Source organism: Pseudomonas mosselii (assembly GCF_005796105.1).
Classification (GTDB): Bacteria; Pseudomonadota; Gammaproteobacteria; order Pseudomonadales; family Pseudomonadaceae; genus Aquipseudomonas; species Aquipseudomonas mosselii_C.
The window spans coordinates 205,926-225,446 of record NZ_VAUO01000009.1 but is presented as its reverse complement, the minus strand read 5'-3'; the positions used below and the strand labels follow the sequence as shown (position 1 = coordinate 225,446).

Annotated in this window: 15 protein-coding genes and 2 pseudogenes; 6 read left to right on the top strand and 11 right to left on the bottom strand. The window is 64.6% G+C overall.

Features of this window, described 5'->3' with window-relative positions; genetic code table 11:
• Positions 1-226: pseudogene (locus FEM01_RS24435) on the bottom strand (type IVB secretion system protein IcmH/DotU); the annotation flags it as partial.
• 1 nt (position 227) lies between these two features.
• Positions 228-554, bottom strand: a pseudogene (tssK, locus tag FEM01_RS18795) (type VI secretion system baseplate subunit TssK); the annotation flags it as partial.
• Positions 555-1,060: 506 nt separating this feature from the next.
• Here tssK and FEM01_RS18790 point away from each other — a divergent pair.
• The 5 genes from FEM01_RS18790 to FEM01_RS24220 all read left to right on the top strand — a co-directional run bounded on the left by FEM01_RS18790 (position 1,061) and on the right by FEM01_RS24220 (position 6,260).
• Positions 1,061-2,077: a WD40/YVTN/BNR-like repeat-containing protein gene (locus FEM01_RS18790; protein ID WP_138220977.1), complete on the top strand. Its 1,017-nt coding sequence runs from the start codon at positions 1,061-1,063 to the stop codon at positions 2,075-2,077.
• Entirely contained in the window at positions 2,074-4,467 is a 2,394-nt protein-coding gene (locus FEM01_RS18785) for an efflux RND transporter permease subunit (protein ID WP_138220976.1), read from the top strand. Before FEM01_RS18790 ends, FEM01_RS18785 begins: the two co-directional genes overlap by 4 nt.
• Positions 4,468-4,532: 65 nt before the next feature.
• Positions 4,533-4,820 (top strand): DUF5629 family protein, encoded by a 288-nt coding sequence (locus tag FEM01_RS18780; protein WP_138220975.1) that lies wholly within the window; start codon positions 4,533-4,535, stop codon positions 4,818-4,820.
• Positions 4,786-5,913, top strand: coding sequence for a lactonase family protein (locus FEM01_RS18775; protein WP_138220974.1), 1,128 nt, complete (start codon positions 4,786-4,788; stop codon positions 5,911-5,913). The genes FEM01_RS18780 and FEM01_RS18775 overlap by 35 nt, the downstream gene beginning before the upstream one ends.
• A 170-nt stretch (positions 5,914-6,083) precedes the next feature.
• Complete coding sequence (locus FEM01_RS24220; RefSeq protein ID WP_171030992.1) at positions 6,084-6,260, top strand: hypothetical protein; 177 nt, start codon at positions 6,084-6,086, stop codon at positions 6,258-6,260.
• Between the two features lie 146 nt (positions 6,261-6,406).
• Here FEM01_RS24220 and FEM01_RS18770 read toward each other — a convergent pair whose 3' ends face one another.
• Genes FEM01_RS18770 through FEM01_RS18760 form a run of 3 tightly spaced genes read right to left on the bottom strand, consistent with a single transcriptional unit; the run spans position 6,407 to position 11,882 of the window.
• Positions 6,407-7,006 carry a glutathione S-transferase gene (locus tag FEM01_RS18770; protein WP_138220973.1) on the bottom strand — a complete coding sequence of 200 codons (600 nt, stop codon included), beginning with the start codon at positions 7,004-7,006 and terminating at the stop codon, positions 6,407-6,409.
• Positions 7,003-10,647, bottom strand: a complete 3,645-nt coding sequence (locus FEM01_RS18765; RefSeq protein WP_138220972.1) for an AAA family ATPase — start codon at positions 10,645-10,647, stop codon at positions 7,003-7,005. The genes FEM01_RS18770 and FEM01_RS18765 overlap by 4 nt, the downstream gene beginning before the upstream one ends.
• The gene (locus tag FEM01_RS18760) at positions 10,644-11,882 is read right to left on the bottom strand and encodes an exonuclease SbcCD subunit D C-terminal domain-containing protein (protein ID WP_138220971.1); all 1,239 of its coding nucleotides are present in this window, start codon (positions 11,880-11,882) and stop codon (positions 10,644-10,646) included. Before FEM01_RS18760 ends, FEM01_RS18765 begins: the two co-directional genes overlap by 4 nt.
• Before the next feature lie 317 nt (positions 11,883-12,199).
• On the opposite strand from FEM01_RS18760, the gene FEM01_RS18755 reads away from it, so the two are divergent.
• Positions 12,200-12,619, top strand: coding sequence for a DUF2628 domain-containing protein (locus FEM01_RS18755; RefSeq protein ID WP_138220970.1), 420 nt, complete (start codon positions 12,200-12,202; stop codon positions 12,617-12,619).
• Positions 12,620-12,656: 37 nt separating this feature from the next.
• Here the strand turns inward: FEM01_RS18755 and FEM01_RS18750 are convergent, their stop codons facing one another.
• From FEM01_RS18750 to FEM01_RS18725, 6 genes are read right to left on the bottom strand one after another with little or no spacing between them, the layout of a single operon-like run.
• Complete coding sequence (locus FEM01_RS18750; protein ID WP_138220969.1) at positions 12,657-14,282, bottom strand: BatD family protein; 1,626 nt, start codon at positions 14,280-14,282, stop codon at positions 12,657-12,659.
• Entirely contained in the window at positions 14,279-16,000 is a 1,722-nt protein-coding gene (locus FEM01_RS18745; protein ID WP_138220968.1) for a VWA domain-containing protein, read from the bottom strand. Before FEM01_RS18745 ends, FEM01_RS18750 begins: the two co-directional genes overlap by 4 nt.
• Positions 15,997-17,073, bottom strand: a complete 1,077-nt coding sequence (locus FEM01_RS18740; RefSeq protein ID WP_138220967.1) for a vWA domain-containing protein — start codon at positions 17,071-17,073, stop codon at positions 15,997-15,999. The genes FEM01_RS18745 and FEM01_RS18740 overlap by 4 nt, the downstream gene beginning before the upstream one ends.
• Complete coding sequence (locus FEM01_RS18735) at positions 17,066-17,560, bottom strand: DUF4381 domain-containing protein (RefSeq protein WP_138220966.1); 495 nt, start codon at positions 17,558-17,560, stop codon at positions 17,066-17,068. Before FEM01_RS18735 ends, FEM01_RS18740 begins: the two co-directional genes overlap by 8 nt.
• Before the next feature lie 13 nt (positions 17,561-17,573).
• Positions 17,574-18,518 carry a DUF58 domain-containing protein gene (locus FEM01_RS18730; protein WP_138220964.1) on the bottom strand — a complete coding sequence of 315 codons (945 nt, stop codon included), beginning with the start codon at positions 18,516-18,518 and terminating at the stop codon, positions 17,574-17,576.
• Positions 18,519-18,522: 4 nt separating this feature from the next.
• On the bottom strand, positions 18,523-19,482 hold the full coding sequence (locus FEM01_RS18725) for an AAA family ATPase (protein ID WP_134693940.1): 960 nt from the start codon (positions 19,480-19,482) through the stop codon (positions 18,523-18,525).
• Positions 19,483-19,521 lie beyond the last annotated feature (39 nt).

The window sequence follows — 19,521 nt, the reverse complement described above, 5'->3', positions numbered from 1 at the left end:
TGACGAGGCCAAACAACGGTGCCGCCGCATCCAGCATCAGGTTGTCGTAGCCGCCCCGCAACTGAAAGTCCGGGTCAGCTGGGTACCCCTGATAGGTGGGTTCTCGCTCTGGAAAAGTTGCCTCGGATGCTGTGGCGTCATCGGGTAAAGACTTCTCAAGCATCGATTGCAACTGCTCGGCTTGAGCAGAGGCGGCTTCATTGCGTGCCAGGTTGTTCTCTTGCATCTCACTCACTCCTGATTGCCCAGAACTGCAACTCAAGCCCAGGGAACTCCCCTGCGATATGAATCCCGAAACCGTTGGCCGTGTTCATGCAGGCCCACGCCGGGTCGAAGTAGCTGAACCCTGTATGGAAGGGCAGATCGCGAGGGGCTACAGGTAGCGGATGCAGCGCAATGCCGGGCAACTGCTTGTGCACCAGATCATTCAAGGTCTCCAGGGAGGTGACCTTGGCTTTCTGCAAAAACAGCCGACGCAGTGTTGGCGGCGGCAGGTCAGCACGCACGGCCAGAATGAAGTCCGCGTCATCGATCAGGCGGCGGTCTTCGAGTGTCGTCAGTGCTGGCTTATCCAGCAGCTTGCCGAAGTCGACATCGTCGGCGTCGCTGACAAGTTCCAGTTCGAGGGTGAACGGTGCGCTGAGCGCCTCCGTAAGTTTGAATGTCACCACATCGAATTCGGCGTCGCTGCTCAGCGGCTCGAAGCTGTAGTGCAGATTGGCTGGGTGTCGCATTGACCGCTCCTTGTCCAGATTACAACGAGCGCGAGCTCTGGCATGGGCGCTCGGTTGAACATCGGAGAAAGACGGTAAATACGAGTAGCTAGGAAGTAATGCCGGGAAATTCCGAGGTGGTCGTAGGAAACTTCCCTAGATAAGGGCGGGTATCGTGCCGGCCCGCCGAATATCTTGGCGGTTAACAAAACATAACGTCCCGCGCGTTGTTTTCTGTCGGACAATCCCGCTAGCATGGCCGAAAGCTATTCCAGGGCTCTGGAACAGGGTTTTCGCAGTGCCTGGCAATAGATTGACCCGCGACAAGAACACAACAGGGGGCAGTCATGAGAGAGCGGATCAACCCGCGCCGCAGGCTTGCGGTCGGCGCCATGCTGGCGCTGGTGCTGGGCATCGGCGCCAGCGAAGTGCGAGCGGCAGTGGCCGCCGAGGCGTACTCGGTGGAGTCGGCCAAGGCTGCCCAGAGCCTGCTGATCGGCACCACCCATGCTGGCAATCGCCTGGTGGTGGTCGGTGATCGTGGCCACATCCTGTTCTCCGACGACCAGGGCAAGACCTGGACCCAGGCCCGCGTGCCCACCCGGCAATTGCTTACCGCGGTGTTCTTCCTCGACGACAAGCGCGGCTGGGCGGTCGGCCATGACGCGCAGATCCTCGCCAGCAACGATGGTGGCGCGACCTGGAGCAAACAGTTCGAGGACCTGTCGCGCGAGGCGCCGCTGCTCGATGTGCGTTTCCTTGATGCCCAGCACGGCTTTGCCGTCGGCGCCTATGGCGCACTGCTGGAGACCACCGACGGCGGCCAGCACTGGCAAGACGTCGGCGAGCGCCTGGACAACCCTGACCAACTGCACTTGAACGCCATCACCCAGGTCAAGGATGCCGGCCTGTTCATCGTTGGCGAGCAGGGCAGCATGTTCCGCTCTGCCGACGACGGCCAGACCTGGAGCAAGGTCCAAGGCCCCTACGAGGGCTCGCTGTTCGGTGTGATCGGCACTGCCCAGCCACATACCCTGCTGGCCTATGGGCTGCGCGGCAACCTGCTGCGCTCCACCGATTTCGGTGACAGCTGGCAACCCATCGCATTGATGGCCGAGCGCGGTCCGCTCGAATTCGGCCTGGCAAGCGCTACGCTTCTGGGGGACGGCAGCCTGGTACTGGTCGGCAACGGTGGCAGCGTGCTGCGCAGCGTCGATGACGGGCAGACCTTCAGCGTGCGCAACCGCGCTGACCGCATTGCCCTGGCTGGGGTGAGCGGGCTGGCCGATGGCGGCCTGTTGCTGGTGGGGCAGGGTGGTGTGCACCTGGCCACGGCCGATGGTGTAGAGGAGGTACGCCCATGACCAGCCGGGAGAGCTTCGACATGCAGCACAAGGACAAGGCCACCCTGCTGGAACGGCTGATCTTCAACAATCGCCCGGTGGTCATCGCCATCTGTGTGCTGGTGAGCATTTTCCTGTTCTGGCAGGCCACGCAGATCCGTCCTTCCACCAGTTTCGAGAAGATGATCCCGCTCCAGCATCCGTTCATTGAACAAATGATGGAGCACCGCAACGACCTGGCCAACCTGGGCAACACCGTGCGTATTTCGGTGGAGTCGACCAAGGGCGACATCTTCGACAAGGACTACATGGAGACCCTGCGTCAGATCCACGACGAGGTGTTCTACATCCCCGGCGTCGATCGGGCAGGGCTCAAGTCATTGTGGAGCCCCAGCGTGCGCTGGAGCGAGGTCACCGAAGAAGGCTTCTCCGGTGGCGAGGTGATCCCCAACACCTACAACGGCTCCCAGGACAGCCTCGATACCCTGCGTGACAACGTGCTCAAGTCTGGCCAGGTGGGGCGCCTGGTGGCCAACAACTTCAAGTCCAGCATCGTCGATATCCCGCTGCTGGAAAGCTACCCCGATCCGCTGGACCCGGGTCGGCAGGTCAAGCTCGACTACCAGCAATTCTCCCATCAGCTCGAAGAGAAGATCCGCGACAAGTTCCAGGCGCAAAACCCCAACGTGAAGATTCATATCGTCGGTTTCGCCAAGAAAGTCGGCGACCTGATCGACGGCCTGGTGATGGTGGCGATGTTCTTCGGCGTGGCGCTGGTGATCACCTGGGCGCTGCTGTACTGGTTTACCTGGTGCATTCGCAGCACCATCGCCGTGCTCATCACCACCCTGGTGGCGGTGGTCTGGCAACTTGGGCTGATGCACGCGGTAGGCTTCGGGCTTGACCCTTACTCGATGCTGGTGCCGTTCCTGATCTTCGCCATCGGCATCTCCCATGGGGTGCAGAAGATCAACGGCATTGCCTTGCAGTCGAGCGACGCCGACAACGCCCTGACCGCCGCCCGGCGCACCTTCCGGCAGCTGTTCCTGCCGGGGATGATCGCGATTCTCGCGGACGCTGTGGGCTTCATCACCCTGCTGATCATCGATATCGGCGTGATTCGCGAGCTGGCCATTGGTGCGTCCATCGGTGTGGCGGTGATTGTCTTCACCAACCTGATCCTGCTGCCGGTGGCCATCAGCTACGTCGGCATCAGCCAGAAGGCCATCGCCCGTAGCAAGAAGGACGCCACCTGCGAGCATCCGTTCTGGCGCCTGCTGTCGAACTTCGCCAGCCCCAAGGTGGCGCCGGTTTCCATCGTGCTGGCGTTGCTGGCCTTTGGTGGCGGGCTCTGGTACAGCCAGAACCTCAAGATCGGCGACCTCGACCAGGGTGCGCCCGAATTGCGGCCTGACTCGCGCTACAACCAGGACAACAGCTTCATCATCAGCAACTACTCCACCAGTTCCGACGTACTGGTGATCATGGTCAAGACCCCGGCCGAGCAGTGCTCGGTGCACGCGACCATGGCGCCGATCGACGAGCTGATGTGGGCCATGGACAACACCCCTGGGGTGCAGTCGACGATCTCGCTGGTGACCGTCTCCAAGCAGGTCATCAAGGGCATGAACGAGGGCAGCCTGAAGTGGGAAACGCTGTCACGCAACCCGGACATCCTCAACAACTCTATCGCCCGTGCCGACGGCCTGTACAACGCCGATTGCTCGCTGGCGCCGGTGCTGGTGTTCCTCAACGACCACAAGGCCGAAACCCTGGAGCGGGTGACCGCAGCGGCTAAGGCATTCGCCGACAGCCACGACAAGGAAGGCCTGCAATTCCTGCTGGCCGCTGGTAATGCCGGGATCGAGGCGGCCACCAACGAGGTGATCAAGTCGGCCGAGCTGACCATTCTGATCCTGGTCTACCTGTGCGTGGCGGTGATGTGCATGATCACCTTCCGCTCTTTCGCTGCGACGCTGTGCATCGTGCTGCCGCTAGTGCTGACCTCGGTGCTGGGCAATGCGTTGATGGCGTTCATGGGCATTGGCGTGAAGGTCGCGACGCTGCCGGTGGTAGCGCTGGGCGTCGGTATCGGCGTGGACTACGGCATCTACATTTACAGCCGTCTGGAGAGCTTCCTGCGCGCCGGCCTGCCCTTGCAGGAGGCCTACTACGAGACCCTGCGCTCCACCGGCAAGGCGGTGCTGTTCACCGGACTGTGCCTGGCGATCGGCGTGTGCACTTGGATCTTCTCGGCAATCAAGTTCCAGGCCGACATGGGCCTGATGCTGACCTTCATGTTGCTGTGGAACATGTTCGGTGCGCTGTGGCTGCTGCCGGCGCTGGCGCGGTTCCTGATCAAGCCAGACAAGCTGGCGGGCAAGGCCGGCGGGTCGATTTTCGCGCATTGAGACCTCTGGGGCCGCAGCGCGGCCCCATTGGTTATAATGGCCGACTCATTTTCCCGGACATTCCCATGACCCTAGCCACCGCCCTCGCAGCTTGCGACATGCTTCTGATCGACGGCCTGCACGCCTTCGACTTCACCTTCGACGACGCCGGCCTTGTGATCGAGTGCATGGATGGCCGTCAATTACGTCGCTGGACCTTCAGCCCCGAGCAGGTCGCCGCCGCCACGGGGGCGGGTGACGACTGGCAACTGAGCACGGGCGAGGCCGAGCATCGTCTAGTCTGTATGAGTGCTTTGCGTGCCCCGGACGAAGACGACGATGAACCGCCACTGGACGAACCTGCTGATCGCTAGCCTGATGTTTTCCATCCAGGCCCACGGCGCCACATTGCTGGTGGGCACCTACACCGACGGTGCCAGCCAGGGCATCTACCGCTACGCTTTCGACGAACGCACCGGCCATATCGATGCCACGCCGCAGCAGGTGGTCAAGAGCGTCAGCCCCTCGTGGCTGGTGCTGTCGGCCGACCGGCGCTTGCTGTTTGCGGTCAACGAAACCGTCAATGGCCAGGTCAGCAGTTTCGCCCTGGCTCCCAGCGGCCAGATCAGCCCGCTGAACCAAGTGCCCAGCCAGGGTGACGAGCCTACCCACGCCAGCCTCAGCCATGACCAGCGCTACTTGTTCGTCGCCAACTACGCTGTCGCCCCTGATCCCGGAGGCAACCTGGTGGTGTTGCCGGTAACCAGGGACGGCACGCTCAAGCCGGTGGTACAGCAGGTCCGGCATGTGCCCAGCCAGGTCAACCCTGAGCGCCAGGCCGGTGCCCATGTGCATGCGCTGGTGTTGTCACCCGATAGCCGGCACCTGTATGCCTGCGACCTGGGCGCGGACAAGGTATTCATCTACCGTTACGACGGGGCCAGCCCCGAGCACCCGCTGAGCCCGGCGATACCGCCTGCGGTCGCCTTGCCGCCAGGCAGTGGCCCACGCCATCTGCTGTTCGACGCCAAGGGCCAGCACGCCTATCTGACCCTTGAGATGAGCGCCGAAGTGGTGATGTTCGAGGTGCGCGACGGTGATCTGCTGGAGCGCCAACGTCTGCCGTTGACTGACCTCAAGGACCCCGCTGCCAAGGCCGCTGGTGGCTTGCACCTGTCGGCGGACGGGCGTTTTCTGTATGTCAGCAATCGCGGCACCGCCAACCAGATCGTGGTGTATGCGGTGGGTAAGGAGCAGGGGCAGTTGACCCTCTTGCAGCGCCGAGAGGTGGAGGGTGATCACCCACGGGAATTCGCCCTGGACCCCAGTGGCAAATTCTTGCTGGTGGCCAACCAGAAAAGCGACCAGATCGTGGTGCTACAGCGCGACCCGCGCAGTGGCAAGCTGGGCGAAACGGTGCAGAAGTTCGACCAGCCAGCGCCGTCGGACCTCAAGTTCATCGAGTGACGCCAGGTTTTCAGCGTAAAGCAGAACTAGCCTGGGGCAGCGTTATTATCGATCCGGGTGATATTGGCTACTGCCCCAATGAATTTCAGCCAGCGGCTGCATCGGCGTAAGTTTTGACCCAAGGCCCCCGACGGGCCAACGTCAATCCACCGAAATCGAGGTCCGCCATCATGAACTTCAATCTGTTCCCGCTCATTGCTGCCCCCGCCATTTCCGCCTCGGTCGTACTGCCCGCGCAGGCCCAGGCCGAACACTCCGGCAAAGCCTCCAGCACCCACAGCTACACCGAAAAATACCTGCAACAGAGCACGCACTTCCATGCGGCCCTGAGCAAGCACAGCCATTAAGTGTGTAAAGCCATTGGTAATGGCACAAAGCCATGTGATTTAATTTGACGCTGTATTTTTGACTCTCCGAAGGGGCAGAGCATGATGTGGCGAATCACGGCGGTCGTGTTGTTGCTGATGTCCGCGCCGATCCTGGCGATCTGAATTCAATCGGTTTTGGCCATGACGGCCTTGAACACGTCTGACGCCAGCCAGCCCTGTAACCAGCTGCGCAACTGCGGATAAGGCGCCTCGGCGAACCATTTTGGTTCGACCCCGGCAAACTGGCGCAGCAAGGGCAGCAGGGCGGCGTCAGCCAGGCTTGGGTGGTCGGCCAGCAGGTAGGGCCGCCCGCTTAGCAGGCCTTCCAGCTCGGCAAGCCAAGGCTCGGCTTGCAGGCGGTATTGCGCCCGGGTGTACTCGGGGTATCGCTCGGCGTATTTGTACAGGTTCACCTGTGACTTGAACGTGTTGTCGTTACGCGCGATCAATGCCTCACCCTGCTGCGCCGCTGCGGGGTCGTCGAGCAGGCGCCAGTCCTGCGGATCATGCTGGGCCAACGCCCAGCGCATGATATCCAGGCTCTCTTCCAGCACCACGCTCCCGGTATCGAGTACCGGCACCGTGCCCTTGGGCGACAGTGCCAGCAATTCGGCGGGCTTGTGCTTCATCGCCACCTCATGAACCTGTACCGCGCACCCGGCGTAGTGCAGAGCCAGGCGCGCGCGCATGGCCCACGGGCAGCGCCGGAACGAGTAGAGAATCACCCACACACCTCGACATCGCTCAGTCCGTTGCCCTGGCGGCGCACCTGGATTTGCACCGGGATTCGCTCGTGCATCTCTTGGACGTGGGAAATCACCGCCACCTTGCGGCCCTGAGCCTGCAAACCGTCCAGTGCGTCCATGGCCAGTTGCAGCGACTCGGGATCGAGGCTGCCGAAGCCTTCGTCGATGAACAGTGACTCGATGCGTAAGGTGCTCGAGGCCATCGACGCCAGGCCCAGGGCCAGTGCCAGCGAGACTAGGAAGGTTTCGCCGCCTGACAGCGAATGCACCGAGCGCGTCTCGTCACCCATCTCGGTATCGAGCACCAGCAGGCCCAAGGCGCTGCCGCCACGCTTGAGGCGGTAGCGCCTGGCCAACTGGCGCAGTTGGCTGTTGGCGTGGTGCAGCAGCAGGTCGAGGTTGTAGCCCTGGGCGATCTTGCGGAATACATCGCCCGAGGCCGAGCCGATCAGGCTGCTCAAGCGTGCCCAGCGCTGCCACTGCTGGTAGGCCTGCTCGATCTGCTCGGCCAGCGCGCTGCTGGCCTGCTGCCGGCGCTGGTCGTCGGCTTGCTGGGCGCGTAGCTCGGCGCACTGCTGCTCCTGGGCTGCCAATTGGCCTTGTAGGGCGTCGAGGTGTTCCTCCAGGGTGTGTTCGGGCACTTCGTCGTGGGCCAGGGTGCTGTGCTGTTGCAGGCGCTGTTCACGCTCCTGCAACAGCACGCGGCCCTGCTCGACGGCTTTTTCTGCCTGTTGCAGATGCAGGCGCAGGTCGGCGACCTGGGCGTCCTCGAAGGCCAGCAGGCGGTCGAGGCCGGCGTCGTCCAGCTCGGGGTGCTCGGCACGCCAGCGGGCGATGTCGCCTTGCAATTGATGGTGTTCCTGGGCCAAGGCCTGCTGGCGTTCGAGGCTGGCCTTCAGTTCGCTGGCCAGTTGCACACCCTGGGTGCGCAATTCCTGCAACTGCCCTGCGCTCTGCGCTTCGGCCTGGCGGGCCTGCTCCAGGTGCGTGTCCAGGTGTTGCTGCCAGGCTTCGGCGCTGGGCTGCCCGCCGAGCAACTCGGCCAGGGTTGCCTGGATGAGCTGGTGCTGAGCCTGGACAGCGGCCTGTTTCTGCTGCATCTGCTGCTGGCTGAGCTGGCGGGCCTGCTGCTGATCGTGCAGCTTGTCCAACTGCACCTGGCGGGCCAACTGCTCCTGCTGCTCGTCCTTGCGCAGGTCCTGCTGTTGGCGGCGCTGGGCGATCTGCTGGTCGAGGCCGAGGAAGGCGTTGGCCGGATCGTCGCGCAGGGCCTGGAGAATTTCCTGAGGCAGCACGCTGGCCAGGTCGTTCAGGCTCTGCTCAAGTTGCTGCTGGTCGCCGGCCATGGCCTGGTGCTGGTGCTCCAGGTGGCGTTGGGCTTGCTGCTGGGCGTCGCTGGCGGCTTGCAACTGTTGGTTCAGGCGCGCCGCGTCTTTTTGCAGGGTGAGCAAGGTGGCCTGGCGTTTCTCGTCGCGCTCAATCTCATCGCCCAGGCGCCGCAGTTGTGCCTCCAGCCAGACACTGCGGGCGTTGTCATCCTGGGGCGCGAGGGCTGGCCACAGCGCGTGGGCGTGCAGTTGCGCGGTCAGTGCTTGCAGTTGCTCGGTCAGTTGAACCTGTTGTTGCTGGGCATCCTTGAGTTGAGCGTTGATCACACCCAGCTGGGTACGCAGGTCCACCAGGCGGGTATTGAGGCTATCGACCTGCTGGCGGGCAGCGGCCTCTTCGGCCTGGTCATGCCGGCCGAGGCTTTGCAGCAGCGCATCGGGTTGGTGGAACGGGTGTTCGGCGCTGCCGCACACCGGGCAGGGCTCTCCGTCCTGCAACTGCGCGCGCAGTTCCTCGACGCTGGTATTGCGGGCCAGGCGCTGGCGTTCGAGCAACTGGCGGGTGAGGGTCAGGGCCTGTTCGGCGGCTTCGAGTTCAGCCTTGGCGGCGGTGCCTTCGCCGATCAATTGCTGGCGCTGCTGCATGGCTTGCTGCTGGCGTTCGTGCAGGACGTTGAGCTGCTGGCGCATTTCCAGTTCGCGGCCATGCAGGCGCGACAGCTCTTCGACTGCGCGCTGTTGTTTGCGGTTGTCTTGCAGCATGCCGCCGAGCAGGTCGATCTGCTCGGCCAGCGCCTGGGGCTCGGCGCCAGCTTCGCGGAACAGCAGCTCGAAGCTGTCGCGCTGCGCTTGCAGGTGCGCGTTGGCCTGGCTGGCCTGGGCTTGCAGACCGGGCAGTTCCTCCTGGGCCTTGGCCAGACGGCCGCCGACCAGCATCACTTGCTTGAGCTGCGGCAGGTAGGCCTGCCAGGCATCGGCCAGGCCTGCCAGGTGCGCGCTGTCGGCCAGTGCCGCGTCGATCTGCGCCAACTGGTGCAAGGTGCGTTGCTGGTGGTCTTGCAACTGCTGCAACTGCTCCTGCCCCTCGGCCAGGGCCTGGTCGGCCTGCTGGCAGGCTGCGCGGTGCTCGCCCAGTTCCTGATCCAGACGTGCCAGGTCGCCTTGGGCGGCGAAGGCCTGGCGCAGGCGCGGTGCGCTTTCGGCATGCACGGCCTGGCCCTGGGCGAGGGCCTGACGCGCGTCTTCAAGGGCTTGTTCGAGCGTGCGCGTCTGGTTGTCCAGGGCGGCTTGCTGCTGCTGACGCTCGGCGATCTGCGTCTGCAACGGGGTGATCTGCGCGGCCAGGTGCTGCTGGCGGTGGAACTGGTGGCGCTGGGGCGCCAGGCGCTCCAAGCGTTGCAGGTCGAGGCGCTGCTCGCCGAGCTGCTGCCACTGGGTTTCGGCCTCGCTCAGCGCCTCGCGGGCTTGCGTGTGCTGGGCCTGCAACTGGCGCTGTTCATTCAGCCAGGCGCGCTGCTGCTCCAGTTGGCGTTGGCGCGCCTGGTCGGCCTTGAGCTGCTGCTGCGCAAGCTCCAGCGCCTGATCGAGGGCTTCGCGCTCTTCGGCGGCCATCGGCAACAGGTGCTCGGCCTGTTTTTTCAGCTCGTTGTGCGCCTCGGCGGTTTCCCGTGCCTTGCTGAACGCGCGTTGGCCCAGGCGGCTGTAGATCGAGGTGTTGGTGAGTTTTTCCAGCAGTTCGCTGCGCTCTTTGTCCTCGGCCTTGAGGAACGCGCCGAACTCGCTCTGAGCCAGCATCACAGCTCGGGTGAATTGCTCGAAGTTCAGCCCCAGGCGCGCTTCGAGCAGCGGTTTGTATTCTTTCTTGCCGCTGGCCAGCAGTTGCTCGCTGTCCAGGTCGTACAGGCTCTGACGGCTGTGTTGCAGCTTGCCATTGGCCTTGTCGCGGGCGCGGTTGGCCTCCCAGCGGGCGCGGTAGCGTCGGCCGTCCACACCCACGAAGTCGACCTCGGCGTAACCGCTGCCGGTGCCACGACGCAGCAGGTTGCGTGGGTCGCCGGTGAGAATTTCGCCGTCGGCGTCGGGCACCTTGGCTTCCTGGGCGATGCCGCCGAGCCGTGGCACGCTGCCGAACAGTGCCAGGCACAGGGCATCGAGCAGGGTGCTCTTGCCGGCACCGGTGGGGCCGGTGATGGCGAACAGGCCGGCGCTGGCCAGGGGTTCTGCGCTGAAATCGATGTCGATGGGGCCGGCCAGGGACGCCAGGTTCTTCAGGCGGATGGCAAGAATCTTCATGGCTGCTCCTCGGCTTGCAGCACGTCCTGCAACAGTTCGGCAAAGTCGGCCAGGGCCTGTGCGTCGGCGGGGCCGCCATAGGCTTGCTCCCAAGCGCGACCGAACAGGTCTTGTGGGGTCATGCGGGCAAGTTCGACGAACGCCTGTTCGTCGTCCTCCTCGCGTCCGCTCCCGGCATACTCGGCGCTGATGCGCACCAGACGCACGGCTTTGCCGTGCAGGGCGCGTTCGATCTGCTGGCGCAGGTCGGGCTGTGGTTCATCCAGGCGTACCCGGACTTCGAGCCAGGGCTGGCGATTGGGGTCTTCGAGCAGATCGATCACCGGCAGGTCGTTGAGCAGGGGCAGCAGCTCGGCCAGGGGCGCTGGGCCGAGGCGTTGCAAGGCCACGGCGCGCGGCACCAGACGCGGCTCGACGCTGACCAGCTGACTGCCGGAGAATTCCACTTCGAGTACCTGGTGTGGGTAGTTGATCTCGGCGAACGACAGCGGGATCGGCGCACCACTGTAGCGGATGCGCGCCTCGCGGTTGACCTTCTGCGGCTTGTGCAGGTGGCCCAGGGCGACATACCCGATGGCCTTGTCGAACAGCCGCGCCGGTAAGGCTTCGGCGTTACCAATGATCAGACTGCGTTCGGAGTCTTCGCTGACGCTGCCGCCGGCCATGTGCGCGTGGCTGATGGCGATCAGTGCCTGGTCTTTCTTGCGTTTTTTCAGCGCCGCTTCGATCAGTTGTGCATGCACCTGGGTGATGCCTTGCAGGTAATCGTCGCCAAGCCCGGGGCCGGTGACCTCGGCCGGACGCAGGAAGGGCAGGGCCAGGCACCAGGCCTGGACCTTGCCGCGTGCATCGCTCAGCGGGATCAGCAGGCGTTCGGCGTCCAAGCGGCCTTCGTCGAGCCAGTGCACGCGACCCAGGGCATGCGTGCGCAGACGACGCATCAACGGCGCCGGCAGCTCGATGCGCGAGCCGGAGTCGTGGTTGCCGGCGATCATCACGATGTCCAGCTTGGGCTGCTGTTCGTGGGCCTGGACGATGAAGTCGTACAGGCGCTCCTGGGCTTTGACCGGCGGGTTGACGGTGTCGAAAATGTCGCCGGCGATCAGCAAGGCATCGGGCTGGCGCAGGCGCAGTTGGCCCAGCAGCCAGTCGAGGAAGCAGGCATGTTCGAAGTCGCGTTCCTGGCCGTGCAGGCTCTGGCCCAGGTGCCAGTCGGAAGTGTGAAACAGACGCATGAATGACCTGTAGGTGTCGAGTCAGGCAAGGCCTGAAAGGTGCTCGGAAGGGCGCGTATGGTAACCCAACTTGGGCCTGCGCACTGGCATGCGCACGCCTCGGGTTGTTCGCTATCCGGCGAGATGGTTAAATATTTTGAAACAAGGATGTTTGATGATGCACCCTCGCTGTCTCCCACCTCTTCTTCGATGCCCTTCGGATGCAATGGCCCGAGATGTTGTCGTGGGTGAAGCAACCAAGGGGGCAAACGCAATGCTCGGCACCACGGATCTGGCGGCCGTCGATGTCCACTGAACAGTGTTTGAAAGGAAAGAAAATGGAAAGTATTCCGCAACCTCAGCTCGACTTGAATCGCTACAAGCCCAAATGGCAGGAGCGTTTCGCGTTCTTCGAGGCGCATGGCTACCCTGGCAGCCAGGCTTACAATGAGGCATTCAAGGCACTGCCTGCCGGCAAGCGGTTGTTGCTCAACCTGAACTTCATCGCACTCTTCTTTGGCCCGATCTACTTGTTCGTGCTGGGCCTGTGGAAGAAGAATCTAGCGCTGCTGGGCATCACCATGGTGGTGGGCGTGGCGCTCGGCATGTACGAAGTCTTTACCGAGACCGAATTGCCGCGTGCCCTGGACACCGGTCTGAACATTGCCTTTGCGATGATGTGGGCCAGTGTGACCAACTATGCCTATTACCTCAAAGAGGTGAAGGGCCGGCAGGGCTGGAACCCGTTCGAAAAGTAACCATGTCCAAGCCTTGAGCGTACTTGCCGCCGCTCTGTCACTTCGGATATAGCGGGGGCAGGTTGCCCGACTCGCCGCTCGGCGCCTTCACCTGCTCGGCAGGCGGAATGGCGCCAATCGCCCGCCATAGCTCATCGCCCTGCCAGTATTGGCCCGTCTCGCTGTACAACGCCCCGTTCAGCCCATCCAGCGCATCGGACAGCGGCACGAAGCGCGCCGCCATCTCGGCCAGGGTTTCCGGCTGCTGCCGGGCCCACGCATCCAGGGCCTGACGGGTCGCCTGCGGGTCGTTGGCCTGGCAGGCACGTTTGAGATCGTCCAGCAGGGTGCGCGGGCTCGGGCCGCTTTGTGCGGCGCGCAGCACCGCCGGCTGCGAGCGGGCGCGCCACCACAGGGCGAAGCCGAGCACGCTGGTCAGTGCGAACAGCAGCGTGGCCAGTTGCCAAGGCCACAACGGGTGCTGGCGCGTACTGCCGTCGCTGACCGGCGTGTCGGCACTTAGCGCGGGGTTATCCTGCACGTTCAGGGTGCGCGCTGGCAGGCTGCTCTGTTCGAGGTGGTCTTCGAGGGTATTCCACCAACTGACCTCCAGCGCAGGCAGGCTCAGTTCGCCGCTGTGGGTCGGCACCAGGGCCTCGCGTTCCTCGCGGTTGCCGAGCATGCCGCGTTCACTGATCTCGTTGCGCAGCAGGGGTTGGTCGGGGTAACGGCGCAGGCCTACTGCCTCGGTGGCTGGCAGCGGCGGCAGTTGGGTACTGGACAGCCCTTCGGCGCGCAGCGTCACGTTGCGTGTCAGCGAATCGCCGATCTGCGTGGGCTGGCTGGCTGGGTCCGGGTTCCAGCGCTCTTCGAGGGTCAGGCTGCGCGCCGGCAACCACGGGCGATTCTTTGGATAGCTGGCTGGAATCGGCTTGACGGTCAATTGCAGGGGCTGCGAGCTGACCTGCACCTGGCGCCCGACCCGTGGTGTACCTGCAGGTTGCTCGCCGTTGTCGGCGGCGGTGGCGGTAAAGGTCAGTGGCGGGATTTCCAGCGCGCCGCTTTGCTGCGGGTAGATCGCGTAGCGCGTTTCAATGACGCCGTGGCGCACACCGTTGATGTCTTTTTCGTAAGTGCGCGACTCGCCCAGTGGGTCGACCTTGGCATTGTCCAACTGTAGCGGGGTGAGGCTGCTGTCGTCGTACAGCGCCACCGAATGGTAGATGCGCACGGTCAGTACGGCCTGGGCCTGGACGTAGACCTCGGTGCTGTCCAGGGTAGTTTCGATGAACACCTGCGAGGCGATGTCCGGGCGCTGGCTGTCGGCTTGCTGCACTTGCAGCTCGATCGCCTGGCTGCGTGCCTGGCCCAGTTGCAGTTCGGGGATACGCAGGCTGCCGCTACGCCGTGGCAGCAAGGTGATGATCCAGCGTGTGCTGGCGCGGGTTTCGCCATCGAGACTGTGCAGGCTGTTGAGCTGGCGCGTGCCGCGCACCTCGAAGTCGCTGTCCAGGGCGCGCAGGTCGGGCTTGCCGAATTGGGTGACGTCCTGGCTCTCGAGGGTGAGTTCCAGGGTTTCACCGGCCTCCAGGCGCGTGCGGTCGACACTGGCCTGCAGGGTGGGGTCGGCCAAGGCCGCGAGGCTCCACAGCAGACCGAGCAGTAAGGCGCCGAGGCGACTCATCGTGGGGTTTCCTGATGCAATTGCTGTTCATACCAGAATTTGCGCCGTAGCAGCTCGGCCGGGTTGTCGGGGATTTCCCGCAACCATTGTTCCAGAGCCTGGCGCTGTTCGGCGTCGAGGCTGGTGGAGGCCGGCCGTTGAGGCGGCTGGGTGACGCTGTCGTCATTGCCATCGGCGTTACCCGGTGGCGCCTGGGTCGTGCTGGTGCTGTTGTTCGAACCTTGCGCCTGGGCCTGCTCGTCGTTGCCCGGTGAGCCTTCGGCTTGGCCGCTGGACGAGCTGCTGTTGCCCTCGGTCTGCTTGCCGGGGCTGCCTTGGGCGTCAGCGTCGTTGTGTTGCTGCGCCTCGGCCTTGGCCTGACGCTGTTGCAGCAGTTGTTGCACCAGGGCCTGGTTGTCCAGCGCGGCCTTGAGTTCGGGCTGGCGCTCCAGGGCCTGTTCATAGGCGTCCAGAGCCGCTTCCAACTCACCGGCGCGGGCCAGTGCGTTGCCTCGATTGTAGTGGGCGGCGGCGTTGTTGCCCTGGGCGAATGCCGCAGCGGCGCCTTCGAAGTCACCCGCTTGGTACAGGGCCATGCCGCGCCACTGCGGGTTCTCGAAGTGGCGCGCCGCAGCGAGTGGCTGCTGGTGTTCGAGCAGACGTTGGCCCTGCTGGTCGGGGCGTAGCCATAGGTCGTTGAACTCGAAGGCCTGGCTCGGTTGTGGCAGGGCCAGCAACAACGGCAGGCAGAACAGCCAGCCGCGTCTGCCGGCGCAGGCGGCGAGCAGCAGCAGGGGCAGTAGCAGCCAGTAGCCCTGGTCGGCCCAGCTGTCCAACTGCACGGTCTGGCCGTCATCGCGCAGCAGTCGCGGGTTGTCGAACAGGCCTAGGCCGCGCAGGTCGAGGTCGTCGATGCGGGCGTGGCGGTAGCGCCCGCCGGTGCCACTGACGAAGGCCTTGAGCGAAGCGCTGTCCAGGCGTGGCAGCAGGATGCCGCCATGCTCGTCCTTGAGGTATTCACCATTGGCTTGGCGCACCGGCGCACCCTCGGCGCTGCCGATGCCCAGCATCAGCAGGCTCGGGCCCTGGCGCCCAAGAGCCTTGACGATGCCGTCGCGCTCGGCGTTGCTCAGCGAGGAGCCGATCAACAACAATCGGCCTTGGCCGAGGCCGCTCTGGGCCAGCAGTGCCAGGCCTTTCTGCACAGCCAGGTCGGCGCGTTGGCCGGGCTGCGGCATGATCGATGGATCGATGGCTTCGAGCAGGTTGCGGGTAGTGCCCAGATCGTCCGACAGCGGCACCAAGGTGTGGGCCGAGCCTGCATAGACGATCAGCGCGGTCTGGCTGTCGCTGCGGTGTTCGAGCAGGTCGAGGATCTTGCGCCGGGCCTGCTCCAGGCGACTGGGGGGGCTGTCTTTGGCCAGCATCTGCGGGGTGAGTTCGAGCAGGATCACCAATGGATCGGCCGGGCGCTGCCGGGTATCTTCCAGGCGTTGCCAGCTGGGGCCCAGCAGGGCCAGGACGACCAGCAGCCAGGCCAGGCCCAGGGCGATCCACGGCAACTTGCTGGTATTGCCGTTGCCGCCACCGAGCAGCACCGCGTGAAAGGCCTGTGGCAGGATCAGTTGCCAGCGCCCGGCGCGCTTGCGCCGGTGCCAGAGCTTGAACAGCAGCCAGCCGAGCAGCGGAACAACCAGCAGCCAGAGTGGGCGTAGCCATTGCGGCCAAAGGTCGATCATCGCCGCCTCCTCAGGCGCAGGCGCTTGAGGCGCTGGCGCCATTCCGGGTGAGGTTGCAGGAAGCGCGGCTTGCGTAGCAGGCGCTGCAACCGGTTGTCGGGCCATTGCACGGCAATCACCAGCAACAGGCTCAACAGCAGGGCCAAGGCCAGTGGCCAGGCGTACAGTTCCTTGGCGGTGCGTGCCTGGGTGGGCTGCTGGGCTACCGGCTCCAGTTGGTCGAGGGTGTCGCCGATGGCGTCGAGTTCGGCGCCATCGTGGGCACGGAAGTAGGCGCCGTGGGTGATGTCGGCGATTTCCTTGAGTGACGCCTCGTCCAGGTCCAGGCTCGGGTTCAGCCCCAGTAGGCCTGGGGTACCACTGGCTTCGGGGTTGGCGCCGATGCCAATGGTGTAGACCCTTACGCCTTCCTGCGCGGCCAGGCGGGCGGCGGTCAGTGGGTGGATCTGCCCGCCGTTGTTGGCACCGTCGGTGATCAGGATCAGCACGCGGCTTTGTGCCGGGCGCTGGCGCAGACGCTTGACCGCCAGGCCAATGGCATCGCCCACGGCGGTGTTCTTGCCGGCAATGCCGATCTGCGCTTCGTCGAGGAAGGTGCGCACGGTGCGTCGGTCGAAGGTCAGCGGAGCTTGCAGGTAGGCTTGGCTGCCGAACAGGATCAGGCCCACTCGATCGCCCTGGCGGTCCTGGAGAAAGTCGCCCATCAACGCCTTGACCAGGTCCAGGCGGCTGATTTCGTCGCCTTGCCACTGCATGTCGGGGAAGTCCATGGAGCCGGACACATCCACCGCCACCAGCAGGTCGCGTCCGCTGGCCGACACGGGAACCGGCTCACCGAGCCATTGCGGGCGGGCGGCGGCGAGCAACAGCAGCAGCCAGATCAGGATGAACGGCGCCTGCTGCCGCCAGGTCGGCAGGTTCAGCCGGGCGCGACGCCCGGCCAGGCCTTCGAGTTCATCGAGAAAGCCCACCTTCAGCACCGGCTCCCCGCTGTCGGCAGCAGGCAGCACCAGGCGTGCCAGCCACGGCAGGGGTAACAGCACGAAAAGCCAGGGCCAGGCCAGTTCAAACATGCTTGCGGATCCAGGTTTCCACCGCCTGGGCGAGCCCGGCAATGGCTTTGTCGTCGAGCTTGCACTCAGGTTTGTAGGCGCCTTCGACCAATACCATCCAGCGCGTCAGTCCGGCGGCGGGGCAGCGGTTATCGAGAAATGCCAGCCATTGTCGGCCATTGAGGGTATGACTGTTGGCCCCTGGGTAGTGGTTGCGGCACAGGCGTTTGAGCAGGGCGTTGATCTGCTGCAGCCAGGCGCCGGCTGGTGCACCGTCGTAGGGGCGTGGCAGGCGGGCCAACTCGGCCAGGGCTTCCAGGCGCACCGGGTCCAGGGGTTGTTCGGCACGTACCACTTTACGCTTGCCCGGCCGCCAGTGACGCACCCGCCACAGGCCCCACCCCAGCAACGGCAGCAGCGCGAGCAGCAGCCACCATCCAGGCGCCGGTGGCCACAGGCCGATTGCCGGTGGGCTGATCAGCGGTTGCAACTGATCCAACGGGTTCATCTTCTGCGGCTCATCATGATGCGCTCCGCGGGCGTTGGGCATTCAGGTACTCGCGCAATTGCTCGATCATCTCGCTTTGCGTGCTCAGTGGCATCAGCACCACCCGAAGCTTCTGCGCCAGCAGTTCCCAGCGCTCGATGCGTGCTTCGGCCTGTTCGCGGTAGGCCTGGCGCAGGTTGGGGTCGAGGGTGTCGAGTTCGAGCAGGGCACCGCGCTGGGCGAAACGCAGCAGGCCAGCGGCGGGCAGGGCATGGTCGAGGGGATCGCTGACCGGCAGCAGCAACACGTCGCAATGGCGCGAAAGCATGGCCAGGTGTTGCTCGACGTTGGCGCTCAAGGCGCGTTCGTCGCAGATGACAATGGCCAGGCTGCCTGGGCGTAGCACCTCGCGCGCCCGGCGCAGCGCCAGGCCCAGGCTGTCGGGTTGGGGCGCAGCTTCGGTGTGCAGGGCCTGGTTGATCCGCGCCAGGCGGTTGAGTAACTGCAGCAGACTCTGCTTGCTGCGCCGTGGCTTGATCTCGTGGTTTTCGTTGTCGCCGAACACCAGCCCGCCGATACGGTCGTTGTGGCCCAGCGCGGCCCAACCGAACAGCGCGGCTGCCTGAGCGGCAAGCACCGACTTGAACATCAGGCCCGAACCGAAGAACAGCCGCTGGCTTTGCTCGACCATGATGAATATCGGCCGTTCGCGCTCTTCGTGGAACAGCTTGGTGTGGGGCTCCTGGGTACGCGCGGTGACGCGCCAGTCGATGTTGCGCACATCGTCGCCGGCTTGATACACCCGCACCTGGTCGAAGTCCACGCCGCGCCCACGCAGCTTGGAGTGGTGTAGGCCCACCAGCGGGCTGCGCTGGCCGGGCCTGGAAAACAGCTGAATCTCGCGCACGCGGTGGCGCATGTCGATCAGCTCGGACAGGCCGATGCGGATGCCGGGTTCGGCCAGGTGGGTGGTGGGCATGGCGTCAGGCCACGGCGACCACGTCGAGGATGCGTTGCACCACTCGGTCTTGGTCGACCCCGGCGGCCTCGGCTTCGAACGACAGGATGACCCGGTGGCGCAGCACATCGAACAGTACCGCCTGGATATCTTCGGGGCTGACGAAGTCGCGTCCGGCCAGCCAGGCGTGTGCACGTGCGCAGCGGTCCAGGGCAATCGATCCACGCGGGCTGGCGCCGTAGGCGATCCAGTCGGCCAGTTCGCTGTCGAACTTGGCCGGGGTGCGTGTGGCCATGACCAGTTGCACCAGGTATTCCTCCACCGCATCGGCCATGTAAAGACCGAGGATTTCCTTGCGTGCGGCGAAAATCGCCTGCTGGCTGACCCGGCGTTCGGGCTTGACCTCACCCCCCAGGGCCTCGCCGCGCGCCTGCAGGAGGATGCGTCGCTCTACCGCAGCGTCGGGGAAGCCGATCTTCACGTGCATCAGGAAACGGTCGAGCTGGGCCTCGGGCAGCGGGTAGGTGCCTTCCTGCTCGATTGGGTTCTGGGTGGCCATGACCAGGAACAGCGGCGACAGCTCATAGGTGCTGCGCCCCACGCTGACCTGGCGCTCGGCCATGGCTTCGAGCAGTGCCGATTGCACCTTGGCCGGTGCGCGGTTGATTTCGTCGGCCAGCACCAGGTTGTGGAAGATCGGCCCCTGCTGGAACACGAAACTGCCGGTTTCAGGGCGGTAGATTTCGGTGCCGGTGATGTCCGCCGGAAGCAGGTCAGGGGTGAATTGGATACGGTGGAACTGCGCCTCGATGCCCTCTGCCAGCTCCTTGATGGCCTTGGTCTTGGCCAGGCCCGGCGCGCCCTCCACCAGCATATGGCCGTCGGCCAGGAGCACGATCAGCAGTCGCTCGACCAGTTTTTCCTGGCCGAGAATCTGGGAAGAAAGAAAGGTGCGCAGCGCAATCAGCGCTTCACGGTGTTCCATCGTAGACGGTTCCTGGAGATGGGCCTGGGCGCGCAGGGG